The sequence below is a fragment of the Rhodoblastus acidophilus genome (assembly GCF_900187365.1).
Classification (GTDB): Bacteria; Pseudomonadota; Alphaproteobacteria; order Rhizobiales; family Beijerinckiaceae; genus Rhodoblastus; species Rhodoblastus acidophilus.
Map to the genome: position 1 here is coordinate 126319 of NZ_FYDG01000002.1, position 17388 is coordinate 143706.

Sequence of the window (17388 nt, forward strand, 5' to 3'; positions counted from 1 at the left end):
CTCAAGCAAAGACGGCTTCGCTAGTCGGCGTCGTCGCAGAGGCGGCTGGCATAGCGGCCGGCGTCGCTGGCGGACCTGCAGATCGGAAGGCTCACATCTGGGGCCCCGGCTTGTCTCGTCTTCGTTGATCACGGGCGCGCGGCGCCCGCGCCTCATTGCTCAGGGACGCCCAATCGCGCTGAGTCCAACCTCAATCCAATCGAGCAATGGTTCGCCCAGCGTCAAACGCTGCTGCGTGAACGGCGAACGCAGGCGAGCGACGTAAACTCCCCTCTTGGCCGATATCCGGGTCGGGAGAGCGGGTCAGCCGCCAAAAAGCTCGCGCAGCGCGCGCTTGTTGATCTTGCCCACGCTGGTCTTGATCAGCGCCTCGACCAGTTCGATCTCCTGCGGCACGCCATATTTCGAGATCAGTCCCCGCTCGGCGAATCCGGCGAGAAACGCCCGAATCGCCTCGGCGTCGACGGCCGCGCCGCACTTGGCCACCACCAGCGCCTTCGGCCGCTCGCCCCATTTCGGGTCCTTCACGCCGATCACCGCGACTTCGCTCACCAGGGGATGCTGGGAAATCAAATCCTCGATTTCCAGCGAGGAAATCCATTCGCCGCCGGTCTTGATCACGTCCTTCAGCCGGTCCGTGACCTGGACATAGCCCTGCGCGTCAATATTGGCGATGTCGTTGGTGTGCAGCCAACCGCCGGCCCAGAGGGCGTTCGAGGCCTCGGGATTGTTCAAATACGCCTGCGCCAGCCAGGGCGCGCGCGCCACGATCTCGCCGGTGGCCTTGCCGTCATGCGGCGCGTCCTTCATGTCGGAATCGACGATGCGCAGATCGACCAGCGGAATCGGCAGGCCGGTCTTGACCCGCAAGCCCACGCCTTGGTCCGCCGCGTCCTTCAGCAGTTCGGGCTTGACATGGGCCAGCGTCAGGATCGGGCAGGTCTCCGACATGCCATAGCCGGCGAAGACGTCGATCCCGCGCGCCAGCGCGGCTTCCGCCAGCCCGGTCGGCAGGGCGGAGCCGCCGATGATCACCTTCCAGTTCGAGAGGTCGTACGCCGCGGAGTCCGGGTGCGACAGAATCATGTGCAGGATGGTCGGCACGCAATGCGAGAATGTGACGCCCTCCCTTTGCTTCAGCCGCATCAGACTTTCGGGCGTGTAGCGGCCGGGATAGACCTGTTTCAGCCCGGCCATGGTCGCCGCATAGGGAACGCCCCAGGCGTGGACGTGGAACATCGGCGTCATCGGCATATAGACGTCGTCGCGGTGCAACCGCCCCTGCGCCGGCGCCAGCGCCAGCGCCGCCGTCTCGGCCAGCGTGTGCAGCACCAGTTGCCGGTGGCTGAACGAGACGCCCTTGGGCAGCCCGGTCGTGCCGGTGGTGTAAAAAGTGGTGGCGCGGGCGTTCTCGTCGAAATCGGGAAACGCGAAATCCGCCTCGCCCGACAGCAGCAGGATTTCATATTCGCAGTCGAACGGGACGGCGCTCGGCGCGGCGTGCGGCTCATCGCTGAGGAGCACGTATTTTTCCACCGATTCGATGCGGTCGGCCAAGGCTTCGACAATCGGCAGGAATTCGGCGTTGACCAGCAGGATTTTGGGCCGCGCGTGATTGAGCGTGTAGAGAATCTGCTCGTGGGTGAGCCGGATGTTCACGGTCTGCAGCACCGCGCCCATCATCGGCGCGGCGAAGAAACATTCGAGATAGCGATGGCTGTCCCAGTCCATCACCGCCACCACGTCGCCAGGCTTCACACCCATTTTGGCGAGCCCGCTGGCGAGCTGGCCGATGCGGTCGCGCAACTGGCGATAGGTCAGGCGGACATGATCGCGATAGACGATCTCCCGATCCGGCGCGATGGCCAGCGGGGTGTGCAGCAGATGCTTGATCAGCAGAGGATAGGCATAGGCTTCGCGCGCGCGCTCGATCGGCTCGACTGACATGGCTGAACGTCTCCCACCCGGTTTTCCGATTGCTTGCGGATGATAACCTTTCGCGAAGTCTCGCCAAGACGCGCGCCATCGCCGCCAAAACATCGGTTCAGCTTGAAATATCTTAGATTTTTTGCAGGCCTCCGCCTGTTGCAATCGTCTTTGTTTCTTGTCCGGCGATGTTAAGCTGAAATTTCAACGACGGAAATAGCGTCAAATGGCCAAATGTCCGGCTTTCGCGGCGCGAGCATCAAGGGCGTCGTCGACATGCGGGCGAAAAAGGGGGCGCGCGGCGCTTGCCGCCGGTCAGCGCCGCCCCCTCACGCGGGAATATCCCCCGGTTCGAGGCCGTACAGCCGCCGCAGCGTCTCGGGCGTCAGCACCGCGTCCGGCGCGCCGTCGCTGTCAATGCGGCCGGCCACCAGAGTCGCGATCCGCGTCGAGGCCAGCCGCGCCTGATCGGGATGGTGGGTGGTCATCAGCACGCCCCAGCCCTGCCCGGCGAGCCGGCGCAAATGGCCGAGCAGGCGCAGTTGATGGCCGTAATCGAGCCCCGCCATCGGTTCGTCCATCACCAGAAGCCTCGCGCCCTGCGCCAGCGCGCGGGCGACCATCACCAATTGCCGCTCGCCACCGGAAAGAGTGGTGTAGTCGCGCTCGGCCAGATGCCCGATGCGCAGCATCGCCAGCGCCTCGTCCGCCGCCTGCGCGTCGCGCGCGCCCATGCGCCCGAACAGCCCGACCGCCGGCGCGCGGCCCAGCGCGACGATTTCGCGGGCGCGATAGGGGAAAGGCGCGACATGGGCCTGCGGCACGTAGGCGACCTGTTCGGCGAAGGCGCGGCGGTTCATCCGCCGGACCGGCGCGCCGCCGAGCGTCGCCTCGCCCCGCAGCGGCGCCAGCAGGCCGAGCAGGATGCGCAGCAGCGTCGTCTTGCCCGCGCCATTGCCGCCGAGCAGCGACACCAGTTCGCCCGGGCCGAAACTGAAATCGACGCCCTCGAGAATGGCTCGCCCGCCGCGCCCAAAACCGACCGCATGAGCCGCCAGCCGCGCCTCATCCATTCCAGCCTCGCCTGACTCGGCCGAGCACGGCCATGAACACGGGAATCCCCAACAATTCCGTGACGATGCCGATGGGAATTTCGACATCGGCCAAGGTGCGCGCCAGCGCGTCGGCGCCGAGCAGGAAAATCGCCCCGAGCAGCGCGCTGGCCGGAATCAGCCGGTCGTTGCGGGCGCCCAGCGCCAGCCGCGCCACATGCGGCACGATCAGGCCGACCCAGCCGATCATGCCCGCCAGCGACACCGTGAGCGCGGACACCAAAGTCGCCAGCGCCAGCGCGGCGAAACGCAACGCCGACACGGGCACGCCGAGGCTGCGGGCCTCGTCGTCGCCCATCGCCAGCAGGTCGAGCCCGCGCCCGAGCGCGCACAGCAGGACGACGCCGCCGAGCATGAGCGGCGCCAGCGCCAGCACCTGCGCCAGATCGGACTGGCCGAGATTGCCCATCAGCCAATAGACGATGTTGGGCAATTGGTTGACGGGATCGGCGACGAATTTGACGATGGACAGCAGCGCGGCGAACAAAGCGTTGCTGATCATGCCGCCGAGCACCAGCATCACCACCGGCGCGCCGCGAAACGCCGCCGCCACCGTTCCGCCGAACGCCACCGCCGCCAGCCCCATAACGAAGGCCAGCGCCTGCACGCCGGCCCAGGGCGCGCCCAGCACGATGCCGAGCGCCGCGCCGAACGAAGCGCCGGCGAGCACGCCGAGCAGGCTCGGCGAGGCCAGCGGATTGCGGAACACCGCCTGAAACGCCGCGCCCGAACTCGCCAGCGCCCCGCCGACCAGCACGGCGGCGGCGACGCGCGGCAGGCGGATGTCGATCACGACATTGGCCAGCGCCGCCATCCGCTCCGGCGACATGGCGCAGGCGCCGGCCATGGCGCAGAACAATTTCGGGACTTCCCCCGGCGCCATGGCGAATTTGCCCAGGCTCAGCGCGGCCAGCACGCCGCCCGCCAACGCCAGCGGCAAAATCAGCCGCCAGTCGGCGAGACGCCGCAGCCGGTTGGCGCGCCGGGGCGGCGCGGCGGACAGCAGCACGGTCATGGCGCGAGCAGCCGGTCGAGGTCATCCTCGGAGGGCGTGACGCCGAAGAACAGCGCATAGAACGCCCGCGCGTCGGCGCGGAGATCGCCCAGCTTGGCCTCGGGATGCAGCTTGCCCGCCAGCCAACGGGCGCCCAAAGCGCGCAGGAACGACGGCGGACGATCGAACCAGTTGAACGGCCCGTTCGGCGCGGCGAACACCCGGTTGTCGCGCAAAGCCTTCAGCCGCGCCCAGCGCGGGTCCTTGCGAATGTCCTGCGCGGTGGCGGGGAAACGCGTGACGATCACATCGGGGTCGAGCATCAACAGCCGCTCCAGGCCGAGCGGATAATTGGCGGCGAAGGGCGCGCCGGACTCGCAATGCAGCGCATTGACGCCCCCCGCGCGCGAAATGACCTCGACGCGGTCGGACGTGTCGCATTGCGTGGTCAGGCCGTCGAGCGATTCGGCGTAATAGACGCGCGGCTTGTCCTTCACATCGGCGACGGCCGCCTTCACCTCGGCCATTTCCCGCTCCAGCGCCGCCGCCAGCGCCTCGCCGCGCGCCTCGCGATGCAGCAGCTTGCCGAGAAAACGGAACGTCGCCGGATATTGGTCGAGCCGGTCCACGTCGATATTGACCACGGGCAGGCCGATGCGCTCGATCTGGCGCGCCGGATATTGCTCGCCCGGACTGGTCCAGCCCAGCGCGATATCCAGCTTCATGTCCTTCAGCTTTTCCAGATTGGCGTCGGGACCGCCGCCGAGATTGGGCAAGCGCGCGAGGTCGGGCGGCAACAGCCGCAACGCCTCCGGGCTCATGGCGCGCGGGCTGGCGAAGCCCGCGAGCTTGTCCGGCGCGAGCGCGACGACCAGCGGCATGGCGTGGGTCATCGCGTAGATCGAATGGATTTCGTCGGGAACCGAAACCGTGCGGCCGGACATGTCGACAATATCGGCGGCGCGCGCGCCGGAAGCGACGCAGAGCAGCAGGGCGAGACAGAGCGGGCGGATCATCGCGGCGTCCTCTCAGAAATTCACGGACATTGAGGCTTTGTAGGTGCGCGGCGCGCCGAGATAGGCGGTGTTGGTCGCGCCATTGACGCCGCTCATGTCGCCGTTGATCGAGGCCCAATATTTCTCGTCGAACAGGTTCTCGACCATGAAGCGGAAGGTCAGCGTCTGCGCGCCGACATGAGTCTCGTAGCGCGCGCCGAGATCGGTGGTGAAATAGCCGGCGGCCCAGCTGTAATTCTCCGCGTCGGCGGCGCGCTTGCCGGTGTAATGCAGGTTGAGCACGCCGGTCAGGCCGCGCAATTCGGGAATGGCGTATTCGGCCAGCACATTGCCCTGCCAGCGCGGAATGCCCACGACCTGATGGCCGTTGTTGAGGGCGTTGCCGCCCTTCATGTCCGTCAGTTTGGTGTCGAGCCAAGTGACGCCGCCGACCAGGGTCAGGTCGTCGGTCACCTTGCCCCGCGCGGTGAATTCGGCGCCGAGATCGTCCTGATTGCCGAGATTCTTGTAATAGCCGTCCGCATCCGTCGCCGAATACGGCCGTTCGACATAGAAGATCGCGCTGGTCAGATCGACGTTGCGCAGTTCGGCCTTGGCGCCGCCCTCGACCTGCCAGCTGCGCAGCGGCTCCAGCGCGGCGTTGGGATTGGCGACGCCGGTGGAGGGCGCGGTGTTGGACTGGACCGACGAGGAATAGGACACGTAGGTGGAGACGTCCTCGCGCGGCTTGAACATCAGCGCCGTCACCGGGCTGAGCGCGGCGTTCTCGACATATTCGCTTTGCCGCGTGTGCGGGGCGGCGGCGCCATAGCTGGCGGTGTCGAGCCAGCTTTCGCTCAGGCCCAGCATCAGCGACCATTGGTCGTTGAAATGCACGGTGTCGTTCTGCACCAGGGATTGCTGGGTGATGGTCGAGGCGAGATATTTGGCGCCGGCCCAGTTCGGCGTGAAGGTCGAATAAACCTGCGGATCGTAGAGCGGGATTTTCGCGCCGAGCGTATTGGTGGCCGAAGAGGCCAGCGAATAGGCGTCGAGGCGGAAGCCGTTGGTGCCGAACACCAGCTCATGCTTGAGCGGCCCGGTGTAAACGACGCCGTTGACGTTGAGCAGATTGCTGACCACGGTCGACAGGCTGGCGCTGCTGGAATAGGTCGCCTTGTACGTGCCGTCGCCGTTGAGCGTGTTGGTGAGGCGGTTGTTGAACCAGCGGTCCGCCTGCTGCCGCAACACGCCGGCTTCCACGCTCCAGTCCTGGTTGAAATGGTGGATGATCTTGGCGTCGGTGATGTCGGTCTGCGCGATCAGCGCGCTCCAACGCTGGCCATAGCCCTGTTTGGTCGGATCGAGCGCGGCGGGCAGCGCCACCGCCCCGCCCTTGTAGGCGAAGCCGGCGGGCAGCCCGTCCTGCTCGTAGCGGTAGCGGTTGGCGTTCAGCTCGATCTTGGTGTCGGGCGTGAGATTGACGTCGACGCCCAGCCCGAGCGCGTCGCGCTTCAGCGCGCTTCCATCGACATAGGCGGGGCCGGCGCTGTGCAGCAGGTTGAGGCGATAGCCGAGCACGCCGTTGGTCTCGGGAACGGGGCCGCCGAAGTCGATGCCGAATTCCGCCTGCCCCGCCGAGACATAGCCGAGCGTCGCGTTCAACTGCGGCGCGGCGGTCGGCCGCTTGAGCACGCCGTTGAGCGTTCCGGCGGGATAGGAGAAGCCGTAGAGCGCGCCCGACGGCCCGGTGAGCACTTCAAAGCTCTGGTAGAGGCTGATCGGCAATTGCGTGTCGCCGCGCACGTTCATCCCGTCCACGCGGGTGTTGGCGGAGGTGTCGTCGGCGACGAGGCCCCGGATCACCGGCGGGCCGAATTCGAGGCCGGGATGGCCCTGCTGCTGCAGCGAGGGAATATATTTGGTCAGTTCGGAAAAGGTCTGGACGTCCTGGTTGACGATGAGCGCCTCGGGAATGGTGTGGACCGTGAACGGCAGGTCCAGAACCTTGCGGTCGCCCAGCGGCCCCATATTGACGCGCGTCTGGCGATAGCCCTCCTCCGCCTTGCCGGTCAGCGGCCTGGCGGCCGCCGCAGACTCCGCGGCGCGGGCGGCGTTGACGTCGAGAGGCGGAACTTCTTGCGCGTCTTCGGCCAGCGCGGGGGCGGCGTGCGGGCAGGCCAGCAAAGCGGTTGCGATCAGCAGCGCGCCACGGCGCGAACGGGCGGGGAAAGAAGCGGCGCGGGGGGATGACAAGGGCATGGGCATTCCATCGGGCGATCGGGCCGGCGCGAACAGCGCGGCCAATAGGGTGACGCCGGCCGCGCGGGCGGCCGTGCATGAAGGATTTTCAGGAGCAAGCAGACATTCGGACCATCGCGCCTCCAAGACCGGACGCGCGGCGTCTTCGGCGACGCCGCGCATGTCGGTCGGCTCAAGGAAGCGGCTCAGGCCGCAATCGGTCGCCTCAAGATAGAGGAGACGGGCGCGAGGCGCCGTCGCGGGCGACGGCCTTCGTCAACGGAAACTTAGCAATTGCCGCGCCAGCGCGCCAAACGGGCGCAAAGCCTTGGCGAGCCTGCCCACAGCGCCGGTCGCGCCGGAAAAATTCGTTCAAGAACGTACGTTCCCGCGCCCGGGCGTCCGCGCGCGTTCACACCCGCGCGCCAAAAAAAGCGCGGGTCCGGCGATCATCCGCGCCGGACCCGCGTGAACGTCAGGCGATTTTCTTGCGGCCCGCCATCACAATGCCGAGCGCGGCTTGCGCGCGCAGCGACAGCGTGCGCAGATCCTCGGGTTCGAGATTGTGGACATTGGTCTTGCCGCAGCAGCGCGCCATCATCGAACATTCCGATGTCGCCGCCTTGAGATAGGCGGCGAGGCGCGGGCCGGCTTCCTCGGCGTCGGCCGCCGCGAAATCGAGCCCGTGGGGCGCGATGGCGCCGCCGGCGGCCAGGCCCGACGCGACGTCGACGACGCCGGCATTGGCCCCCAACGCCAGCATTTTGGCGAGGTCGGAGCCGGAACGCAGGCCGCCGAACCAGACCAGCGGAAACGCCTCCTCCTGGCCGGCGGCGCGCAGGATGTCGACCGCGCGCGGCAGCAGCGACAGATCGGGCGCGCCGGCGAGATCGGCCCAGGCGTCGCCGAGATGGCCGGAGCCGTCGAGCACGACAAGATCCGCCTTTTCCGCCAGCGCGCAGGCCAGAGCCGCTTCCAGCGTTGCGGCGGTGGCGATCAGGCCGCGCAACTGTCCCGGGCGCGCTTCGGGCAGAACAGCCGCTTCGCGCACCCGCAGCAGCACCGCGTTCGCGTAGGGGTCCGCCGCCTCCGCGCCATCGATGATTTGCAGCCAGGGCGCGCCAAGGCCCGGCAGCGGGCGGCGGCCGAGATAGGCCGTTCCCGTTTCCGCCACCGTTCTGGCGACGGCGGCGGCGATGGTTTCGGGCGCGTCCTCGAAACCGGCGACGAGAAGCGGCTGCGCCAGCTTCATGCCCGCCAGAACGGTGGCGCTCTTGCAGGCCTCGCGATAGGGGTCGATCACAAGGCGGGTGAGATTGGCCGGCAGGAAAACCAGTTCGTCGAACGTGGCGGGGCCCGCAAGTTGGGGATCGGGGCGCTTGGCCAGCTTGGCGCGGGTGGCGGCGGCGAAATCCACCGGGCCGGCTTCGGGCCGCGCCAGCGCAAAGATGCTTTCGCGCGCCTTGACCGAATAATCCGACGATCCCGTTTCCGTGTCGCAGCGATAGCAGCGCGCCGCCTGTTCATGCGCGGTCTTGTCGTCGTAATCGGCTTCGGCCGGCCCGAACGGATCGCTGTTGTCGAGACCGAGGAAGGGCGCGTGTTTCGGCGCCAGCTTCTCCCACAACGGATCCTGCGCCACCGGCACATTGCGGGTGCGATAGGGCGTGCGGTAGGGCGCGGGATGCGCCACGCCTTCCAGCGCGGCCAGCACGTAATAAGCGGCCTTGTGGCCCTGGAACATCGCCTGAACCAGCGTCGAAGACCCGAAAGCCGCGTCGCCCGCCGCGAACACGTTTGGCAGACGCGTGCCCATGTCCGAGGCGCGGGTGAAAATCTTGTCGCCGTCCATCAGGCCGTGCTGCGCCAGTTCGAGACTCACGGATTTCTGGCCGACGGCGGCGATGACGAGGCCGCAGTCGAGATCGAAATCCGAGCCTTCGACCAGCGAAAACGCGCGGCGGCCATCGGCGCCGGGCGCGCCCAGCGCGGTCTTCTTGCACTTGATTGCGACGCCGCCATTCTTGTCTTCAAGCGCCACCGGGGCGATGTTGTAGAGAATTTCGACGCCCTCGGCCTTGGCCGCTTGCAACTCATGGGCGCGCGCGGGGATTTCGTCGGGGCCGCGCCGATAGGCGACAATCACCTTTTCCACGCCGGGCAGACGCAGCGCGGCGCGGCAGGCGTCCATGGCGACGTCGCCGCCACCGATCACCACAACCTTTTTCGGCAGGATCGGGCGCTCGCCGCCGTTGATCCGGTTGAGGAAGGTCACGCCGTCGATCACATGCGCGCCGTCGTCGCCTGATACCCCCAGCTTCTTGCCGCCGGAGGCGCCGATGGCGAGCAGCACGGCGTCATGGGTTTCGCGCAGTTCGTCCAGCTTCACCTTGTCGCCGAGCGGGCTGTCGAGATGCAGCGCGATGCCGGGGCAGCGCGAGAGAACCCGGTCGATATCGTCCTGCACCACATCTTGCGGCAGGCGAAAATCGGGAATGCCCCACAAGGCCATGCCGCCCGGCTTTGAATGCGCCTCGTAGAGATCGACATGATAGCCCGCCAGCGCGATGTCCTGAGCGGCGGTAAGCCCCGCCGGCCCCGCGCCGATGATCGCCACCTTCTTCGCCTTGTCCGGCCGCACCGGCGCCAGGCGGTAGTCGTGGCCGAGCTTGTCGAGCACATGCCGTTTTAGCGCGCGAATGGCGACCGCGCCGTCGGAACTGGCGCGGCGGCAGGCCGGCTCGCAGGGCGCGTCGCAGACATAGCCGCAGACGCCCGACAGCGGATTGGTGGCCGTGATCGCCTCAAGGGCTTCCGGCATTTTGCCGTCCCAGATCAGCCCGACATAGGAGGCGACGTCGGTGCCAATGGGGCAGGCCACCTGGCAGGGCGGCGGCTGGTAATGCGGCAGGCCGCTTTCGTCCTGCGACAGATCGACGGAGAAGGGTTTGCAGGTCATGTCAGGCGACCTCGGTCAGCAAATGTTCGACGGGGAAATAGTCGGGGTCGTACGGCAGTCCCGTGATGGCGGCGGCTTCCGGCGTCAGCGCGACGAGATCTTTCCGCGACAATTGGCGAAAATCCGTGTAGCCGAGCGCCTTGGTCAGCGTGGCGATCTGCCAGCGCACCGCTTCGAGATAGCGCGCGATGGCCTTGGCCTGCACGTCGATCTTGTAACGCTCCTCATGCTCGGGGTCCTGGGTGGCGATGCCGACCACGCAATTGCCGACATGGCACTGCATGCAGGAGATACAGCCGCCGGCGATCAGCGCCGCCGTGCCCATCGCCACGGCGCTCGCGCCCAGCGCCAGCGCCTTGACCGCATCGACGCCATCCTTGACGCCGCCCATGAACACGATGGGCATGTCGTCGCCGGCGTCGATCTCCTTCAAGCCGTCGAGCGCCTCCTGGATCGCCGCGAGCGTGGGGATGCCCATGTTTTCGAGCACTTCGGTCGAGGCGGCGCCGGTCGAGCCTTGCATGCCGTCGAGCTGGACGAAATCGAACCCGTCCTTGTAGGCGATCTTGATATCGTCGCGGACGCGGCCCGCGCCCATCTTGATCGAGATCGGCTTTTTGTAGCCGGTGGCCTCGCGGAACTCCTCGACCTTGATGACGAGATCGTCGGCGCCCATGATGTCGGGATGGCGCGAGGGCGAACGCAGGTCGATGCCTTCGGGGATGCCGCGCACCGCCGCCAGTTCTTTCGTGACCTTCTTCGCCATGAGCTGGCCGCCGAGGCCGGGTTTCGCGCCCTGAGAGATATAAATCTCCAGACAGTCGGCCTTGAGCATGTCGTGGATGTTCCAGCCGAGCCGACCCGACAGGCATTGATAGATCAACTGCCCGGCTTCCGCGCGCTGCTCCGGCAACATGCCGCCCTCGCCGGTGTTTTCGACCACGCCCGCCAGCTTTGACGCCCGCGCCAGCGCGATTTTTGTGGACTTGGACAGCGCGCCATAGCTCATCGGCGCGATCAGCACGGGCATCGACAGTTCCAGCGGCTTGGCCCCGCTGCGGTCGCCGAGCTTGGTCTTGAGGTTCACGCTCGCCAGCGCGTCGGACGCGGCCTGGATGCGCTCAGGGTCGATTTTGAGCGCGATGTCGTTGAAATGCGGCACCGTCTTGGCCGCGCCATAGCCGCGAATGCGATAGCGCCCGATCATCGCCTTGGCGTGAATATCCTCGGCGACCTTGGCGTTCCAGTACGTCCCTTCCGCCACCGTATAGGGCAACGGGCGCGCGATCGGCTCGTTGACGCCGTAACGCAGCTTGGTCCCGGCGTTGACGATTTTCTGGAATTCGCCCTCGAAGGCGATTCCATACTTGTTCAGGAAGGCGCGGATATCGGCGTCTTCTTCCGGCGTCATTTCGCCGAGCTTGGCGTCGGCCCCAAAACTTTGCACCTTGCCGCCGACATAAATGGCGCCGCCGCTCATGTCCTCGCCGACGCGCTCGCCGGAATCGCCGAGAATGATGATACGGCCGCCATACATCATATAGCCGGCGAGGAAGGACGCATTGCCGCAGCACAGCAGCGTGCCGGCCTTCATCACCTGCCCGGCGCGCGAGCCAGTGTTGCCCTTGATGACGATTTCGCCGCCGCGCAACGCGACCCCGGCGATGGCGCTGGCGTTGCCGCCGACCACGACCGAACCGGCGTAGAGGCTGTCGCCGACGCCCCAGCCGACGTTGGACTCGATTTCGAACCGGGCGCCATGCGACAGGCCGGCGCAGAAATAGCCGGCCGAGCCGCGGATTTTCACCGTAACCGGCGCGACGAGGCCGACGCCGAGATGATGGCGCGCGTCGGGGTTGACGATTTCAATGTCTTCCCCGCGCGCGGCGGCGGCGCGCAAAGCTTCGTTGGCGTCGCGAACTGGGATTTGGGCGAGATCTAGCGTGACCATGTGCGGAACGTCCCCGGCGCGGGCTCGGTGGTGGAAAGCGGGCGGCCCGGGAAGAGCCGGTTGAGCGAGACTTCCTCGGAGGCGATGGCGACGAGGTCGTCGTTCTCGAACATCACCATGGGTTTTGCCGCGAGGCGGTCCTTGGCGAAGCCGATGCCGTCCTTGGTCGAGACCAGGAAGGAGAACACGCCGTCGAGATCGTCCACGGATTGTTCGAGCGCCAGCTCCAGCGTCTCGCCCTGGGCCAGCTTGTCGGCGAGATAGACCGCGATCAGCTCGCTGTCATTGTCGGTGCGAAACTCGAATCCGCGCGCTTCCAGACGGCGGCGCATCTTCCAGTAATTGGTGATCTGGCCGTTGTGGACGATGGCGACATCACTAAACCCCGTCGCCCAGAACGGATGCGCGGCCTCCGGCTTCACCTCCGATTCGGTGGCGAGCCGCACATGGCCGACGCCATGCGATCCCGCGATGGACTTGATGCCGTAGATTCGGTCAAGATCGTGCGCCGTGCCGACATCCTTGATGATGTCCAGCGCCGAACCGATCGAGACGAGCTTGGCCGCATGTTCCATCGCATAGGCGAACGGGCGGATTTCGCCGTCATATTCGACCTCGACGACGAAGCTGGCGCCCTCGCGCTTTTCGTTCACCAGCTTCGCGCCCTGCTCGGCCAGCGCGGCCTTGACGCGCGCCACGGTGGCGCCGGCGTCGTCATCGACGATGAAGCGCAACCGCAAGCCCTTGAACGTGTTCTCGTAAAGCGCGAATCCGGTCGAGTCCAAACCCCGGTGCTGACAGCCGTCGAGCATATCGACCAGCGCCTGCCCCAGAGTTGGATTGGTCTCGGCTTTCTTGAAGAAAATGCCGGCTATGCCGCACATGTCGCCGCCTCCTTGATGTTGTGTTGACCCTAAGGGGCGCGCGGAGGATCTGTCAACACACGATGAAACAAAATTTCCTGATATGAATTTTTGAGCCGAAACAAGACGATGCGCGGGGGGAATTTCGCTCAAAACTTACGCATCCCTGCTCGTCTCTTAGGCGACAACGCACGTAAATGCGCAAATAACAGCCAAATATAACCTCGTTCAACTTTGTTTCTTGACAGTAAGGCGGCGGCGCGTTTTCCCTATCACAGCCAAGCGCAGTCGCGGCTTGAGCCAGCGTCATGAGGACAGCAGATGACGGATCTCGCCCAAATCGCCGCCGAGCGCGGCATCAAGTACTTTTTGATTTCCTACGTCGATCTGTTCGGTGTGCTGCGCGCCAAGCTGGCGCCGGCCTGCGCCATCGCGGGCATGCAGAAGAATGGCGCGGGTTTCGCCGGCTTCGCTTCGCATCTCGACCACACCCCCGCCCATTCCGACATGCTGGCCGTTCCCGATCCCGCCAGCCTCATTCAGTTGCCGTGGAAACCGGAGGTCGGCTGGCTCGCCGCCGATCTCTATTGCGATGGCGTCGAAGTGCAGGACTCCCCGCGCAGCGTGCTGAAGAAGCAGATCGCCAAGGCCAAGGCGCTCGGCTACCAACTCAAGACCGGCGTGGAATGCGAATTCTTCCTGCTGACCAAGGACGGCAAGACCATCGCCGACCCCGCCGACCTCTACCCCAAACCCTGCTACGATCAGCAAGCGCTGATGCGGCAATACGACCTGATCACCGGCATTTGCGACTCCATGCAAACGCTGGGCTGGAAGCCGTATCAGAACGACCATGAGGACGCCAACGGCCAGTTCGAGCTGAACTGGGAATATGACGACGTGCTCGTCACCGCCGACCGCCACGCCTTCTTCAAATATATGGTCAAAACCTATGCGGAAAACGCCGGGTTCCGCGCCACTTTCATGCCCAAGCCGTTCAACAATCTGACCGGCTCCGGCTGTCACATCCACGCCTCGCTGTGGAAGAACGGGGTCAATGTTTTCGAAGACCCGCGCGGCGAACTCGGCCTGTCGCCGCTCGCCTATAATTTCCTCGGCGGCGTCATCTATTCGGCGGCGCAGCTCTGCGCGCTGTTCAACCCCACGGTGAACAGTTTTAAGCGCATCAACGCGCCGCGCACCGCCTCCGGCGCGACCTGGTCGCCCAACACCATCACTTACGGCGGCAACAACCGCACCCATATGGTGCGCATCCCCGAACCCAACCGCTTCGAGTTCCGCATCCTCGACGGCGCCACCAACCCCTATCTCGGCGCCGCCGCCGTGCTGATGGCCGGCCTCGACGGCATCGCCAACAAGCGCGATCCCGGCAAGCGGCTGGACATCGACATGTACGCCGAGGGCTACAAAATCAGCGACGCGCCAAGACTGCCGCTCAACCTGCTCGACGCGCTGCGCATGTTCGACAAGTCCGAGGTGGCGCGCGCCGGCTTCGGCGACCGCTTCGTCGATTCCTATGTGAAGCTCAAGATGGAATCCTGGAACGATTTCATGAGCCACGCCACCGAGTGGGAGCGTCTGCACACGCTCGACTGCTGAACCCGTTTTCCAAAACCTGCGCACGCCCCTCTGGAGTTCCGCGATGGACCCCCAAACGAAAAACTATGTCCTGACCATTTCGTGTCAGGACGCCGTCGGCATTGTCGCGGCGGTCGCCGGCTTTCTGTCCGGACGCAATCTGTTCATTTCGGAATCCTCGCATTACGGCGATCCCGAGCACCACCGGTTCTTCATGCGGACGGTGTTTCAAGGCCCCGCCGACGCCGCCGGACTGGCCGAATTGAAGAACGCCTTCGGCGCGGTGGTCGAGAAATTCGGCATGACCTGGCGCATCGACGACAGCGCCAAGAAATCGCGGGTGATGATCCTGGTGTCGAAATTCGACCATTGCCTCAACGATCTGCTCTACCGCTACCGGATCGGCGCGCTGCCGGTGGAGATTCCCGCCGTGGTTTCGAATCATCCCGACCTGCAGCGCGTGGTGGAATGGCACGGCATCCCCTATTTCCACCTGCCGGTGACCAAAGAAACCAAGGCGGCGCAGGAAGCCAAGATTCTCGAAATGGTGGATCGCCTCAACATCGACCTCGTGGTGCTCGCCCGCTACATGCAGGTGCTGTCGGCGGACATGTGCAAGGCGCTGGCGTGGAAGACCATCAACATCCACCACAGTTTTTTGCCGAGTTTTAAAGGCGCCAAGCCGTATCATCAGGCGCACGCGAGGGGCGTCAAGATCATCGGAGCGACGGCGCATTACGTGACCAGCGACCTCGACGAGGGGCCGATCATCGAACAGGCGGTGGAGCGGATCGACCACAACCACACGGCCGAGGATTTCGTCGCCATCGGCCGCGACATCGAAAATCTCGTTCTGTCGCGCGCGGTGAAATTCCATGTCGAGCGGCGGGTGATTCCCAACGGCTCGAAAACCGTGGTGTTCCGGCAATAGCCGCCGCGCCGGACCGGCGCCGCCGCCAGCTCGGACTGAGCTTGGGCGGGCTGGCGCAGGCTGCGCACATCGCTGTCCCGGCGCTCCGCGATTACGAATCCGGGCGGTGGAAAACTAATTGTCGCCGGCGCGCGAATACACGATCACAGACAGCAGCCGGATCGGCAGCTTCGTCAGTTCTTCCGGCCCATGCGGCGCGTCGGCGTCGAAAAACAGGCTGTCGCCCGCGCGCATGTGGTAGAGCTTGTCGCCGTGGCGATAGGTGACCTCGCCTTCGACGATATAGATGAACTCCTGCCCGGCGTGCTGGAAGATCGGGAACACATCGGCGGTTTCGGTCAGCGTCACCAAATAAGGCTCCACCACCATCGACTTGCCGATGGAATGGCCGAGCAGGTGATATTGATGCCCGGCGCGGGTGCCGCGCCGCTCGATCGCCAGCCCCTGCCCCGCCTGCACGAAAGTGGCGTCGCGCTGTTCCTCGAACTTGCGGAAGAACGCCGTCACCGGCACGTTCAAGGCCCGCGACATCGCCTGCAGCGTCGCCAGCGACGGCGAGGCGCCGCCGTTCTCCACCTTCGACAACATGCCCGCCGACAACCCGGCCTGCCGCGCCAGATCGGCCACGGTCATGCCCAGCTTGACGCGATATTCGCGCACCTGCCGGCCGATGGCGACTTCAAGCTGGTTCTCCTTCGCGCCGGACGTCGAATGGGGGTCCTGGTCCTTGTTCGCCTTCATCGCATCGCCTTGCTTTTGTTTCATTATAGGAAACATGCGCCGGCCGGCGCAATGTTTCATTGCGCCGCCGCAATCAGGACCGGCGCCGTTCGTCCGAGGGCGCGCAGCCGAAGCGGGCCTTGTAACGCTTGGAAAAATGCCCGCTGGCGGCGAAGCCGCAGGCCAGCGCGACCTCGACCACCGGCAGGCTGGTCTGCCGCAGCAGGTTTCGCGCGCGATCGAGGCGAAGCCCGAGATAATGGGCGGCGAGCGTTTCGCCGAGATGATCGGCGAACAGCCGCTCCAACTGGCGCAGCGAGACGCCGGCCGCCCGCGCCAGCGCGCCGCGCGCCAGCGGGCGCTCGATCCGCTCCTCCATCAGCGCCAGCGCCTTCAAAACCTTGGAATTGGCGACGCGGGTGCGCTCGCGCAGCGAAACCCGCTGCGGCTGCTCGCCCGAGCGCGACTGCGTGCGCAAATACCATTCGCCCACGGCCATGGCGAGCCGCGCGCCATGGCGCCGCCCGATCAGGTCGACCATCATGTCGAAAGCGGCGAGCCCGCCCGCGCAGGTGGCGAGGCCTCCGCCGCCGCCGGAGCGGTCGCCGTCGAACACATAGAGCGTGCGCTCCAGCAGCAGGTCGGGAAATTCCTCCAGCAGCGCCGGAATATGCTCCCAATGAATGGTGCAGCGCCGCCGCCGCAACAGGCCCGCGCGCGCCAGGATGAAGGCGCCGCCGGACATGCCGCCGATCTCGACGCCCGCAGCCGCCAGCGCCCGCAGCCGCGCGAAGGTCGGCTTGTGATCGAAGCCGGCGGGATTGCCGCCGGCGCAAACGAACAGGGCGTCGAGATCCTGCGCCGATTCCAGCGGGAGGTCGGGAACAATCTCCAGCCCGACCGACGCGCGCGCCGGCGCGCCGTCCACGGTGAGATGCGACCATTGGTAGATCGCCTCGCCCGCCAGCACATTGGCGGCGCGCAGCGGCTCTATGGCTGAGGCGTAAGACATCAGCGGGAAATCCGGCAGCAGCAGAAAGCCGATGCGCCGCGCATTTTCCAAACTGCCGCCCCCTGTCGCAAACAGACCAAGATTA

Annotated in this window: 12 protein-coding genes; 2 read left to right on the forward strand and 10 right to left on the reverse strand. The window is 65.9% G+C overall.

The window, feature by feature from the left end; all coding sequences use genetic code 11:
- Positions 1 to 303: 303 nt before the first annotated feature.
- The 8 genes from CFB24_RS05850 to CFB24_RS05885 form a co-directional block, all read right to left on the reverse strand.
- Entirely contained in the window at positions 304 to 1947 is a 1644-nt protein-coding gene (locus CFB24_RS05850) for a fatty acid--CoA ligase (protein WP_088519660.1), read from the reverse strand.
- 308 nt (positions 1948 to 2255) lie between these two features.
- Entirely contained in the window at positions 2256 to 2999 is a 744-nt protein-coding gene (locus CFB24_RS05855; RefSeq protein WP_088519661.1) for an ABC transporter ATP-binding protein, read from the reverse strand.
- Entirely contained in the window at positions 2992 to 4053 is a 1062-nt protein-coding gene (locus CFB24_RS05860) for a FecCD family ABC transporter permease (RefSeq protein WP_088519662.1), read from the reverse strand. Before CFB24_RS05860 ends, CFB24_RS05855 begins: the two co-directional genes overlap by 8 nt.
- Complete coding sequence (locus CFB24_RS05865; RefSeq protein ID WP_088519663.1) at positions 4050 to 5048, reverse strand: ABC transporter substrate-binding protein; 999 nt, start codon at positions 5046 to 5048, stop codon at positions 4050 to 4052. The genes CFB24_RS05860 and CFB24_RS05865 overlap by 4 nt, the downstream gene beginning before the upstream one ends.
- Before the next feature lie 12 nt (positions 5049 to 5060).
- Positions 5061 to 7289, reverse strand: coding sequence for a TonB-dependent receptor (locus CFB24_RS05870; protein ID WP_158255126.1), 2229 nt, complete (start codon positions 7287 to 7289; stop codon positions 5061 to 5063).
- A gap of 454 nt (positions 7290 to 7743) precedes the next feature.
- On the reverse strand, positions 7744 to 10227 hold the full coding sequence (locus CFB24_RS05875) for an FAD-dependent oxidoreductase (protein ID WP_088519665.1): 2484 nt from the start codon (positions 10225 to 10227) through the stop codon (positions 7744 to 7746).
- A 1-nt stretch (position 10228) separates the two neighbouring features.
- A complete protein-coding gene (locus CFB24_RS05880; protein ID WP_088519666.1) occupies positions 10229 to 12178 on the reverse strand; it encodes a glutamate synthase-related protein in 1950 nt (649 codons plus the stop codon).
- Positions 12166 to 13062, reverse strand: coding sequence for a class II glutamine amidotransferase (locus CFB24_RS05885; protein WP_088519667.1), 897 nt, complete (start codon positions 13060 to 13062; stop codon positions 12166 to 12168). Before CFB24_RS05885 ends, CFB24_RS05880 begins: the two co-directional genes overlap by 13 nt.
- Positions 13063 to 13362: 300 nt before the next feature.
- On the opposite strand from CFB24_RS05885, the gene glnT reads away from it, so the two are divergent.
- Together glnT and purU are read left to right on the forward strand one after the other, a co-directional pair.
- The gene (gene glnT, locus CFB24_RS05890; RefSeq protein ID WP_088519668.1) at positions 13363 to 14661 is read left to right on the forward strand and encodes a type III glutamate--ammonia ligase; all 1299 of its coding nucleotides are present in this window, start codon (positions 13363 to 13365) and stop codon (positions 14659 to 14661) included.
- Positions 14662 to 14704: 43 nt separating this feature from the next.
- A complete protein-coding gene (purU, locus tag CFB24_RS05895; protein WP_088519669.1) occupies positions 14705 to 15571 on the forward strand; it encodes a formyltetrahydrofolate deformylase in 867 nt (288 codons plus the stop codon).
- Positions 15572 to 15685: 114 nt separating this feature from the next.
- Here purU and CFB24_RS05900 read toward each other — a convergent pair whose 3' ends face one another.
- Both CFB24_RS05900 and CFB24_RS05905 read right to left on the reverse strand, forming a co-directional pair.
- A complete protein-coding gene (locus CFB24_RS05900; RefSeq protein ID WP_425332116.1) occupies positions 15686 to 16348 on the reverse strand; it encodes a helix-turn-helix domain-containing protein in 663 nt (220 codons plus the stop codon).
- A gap of 37 nt (positions 16349 to 16385) precedes the next feature.
- Entirely contained in the window at positions 16386 to 17354 is a 969-nt protein-coding gene (locus tag CFB24_RS05905) for a GlxA family transcriptional regulator (RefSeq protein WP_244593087.1), read from the reverse strand.
- Positions 17355 to 17388 lie beyond the last annotated feature (34 nt).

What these genes read in the sequence shown, in the direction of transcription:
- CFB24_RS05880 (WP_088519666.1), bottom strand. Translation starts at nt 12,178, where the DNA reads ATGGTCACGCTAGATCTCGCCCAAATCCCAGTTCGCGACGCCAACGAA.
- CFB24_RS05865 (WP_088519663.1), bottom strand. Translation starts at nt 5,048, where the DNA reads ATGATCCGCCCGCTCTGTCTCGCCCTGCTGCTCTGCGTCGCTTCCGGC.
- glnT (WP_088519668.1), top strand. Translation starts at nt 13,363, where the DNA reads ATGACGGATCTCGCCCAAATCGCCGCCGAGCGCGGCATCAAGTACTTT.
- CFB24_RS05885 (WP_088519667.1), bottom strand. Translation starts at nt 13,062, where the DNA reads ATGTGCGGCATAGCCGGCATTTTCTTCAAGAAAGCCGAGACCAATCCA.
- CFB24_RS05850 (WP_088519660.1), bottom strand. Translation starts at nt 1,947, where the DNA reads ATGTCAGTCGAGCCGATCGAGCGCGCGCGCGAAGCCTATGCCTATCCT.
- purU (WP_088519669.1), top strand. Translation starts at nt 14,705, where the DNA reads ATGGACCCCCAAACGAAAAACTATGTCCTGACCATTTCGTGTCAGGAC.
- CFB24_RS05875 (WP_088519665.1), bottom strand. Translation starts at nt 10,227, where the DNA reads ATGACCTGCAAACCCTTCTCCGTCGATCTGTCGCAGGACGAAAGCGGC.
- CFB24_RS05855 (WP_088519661.1), bottom strand. Translation starts at nt 2,999, where the DNA reads ATGGATGAGGCGCGGCTGGCGGCTCATGCGGTCGGTTTTGGGCGCGGC.
- CFB24_RS05870 (WP_158255126.1), bottom strand. Translation starts at nt 7,289, where the DNA reads ATGCCCTTGTCATCCCCCCGCGCCGCTTCTTTCCCCGCCCGTTCGCGC.
- CFB24_RS05900 (WP_425332116.1), bottom strand. Translation starts at nt 16,348, where the DNA reads ATGTTTCCTATAATGAAACAAAAGCAAGGCGATGCGATGAAGGCGAAC.
- CFB24_RS05860 (WP_088519662.1), bottom strand. Translation starts at nt 4,053, where the DNA reads ATGACCGTGCTGCTGTCCGCCGCGCCGCCCCGGCGCGCCAACCGGCTG.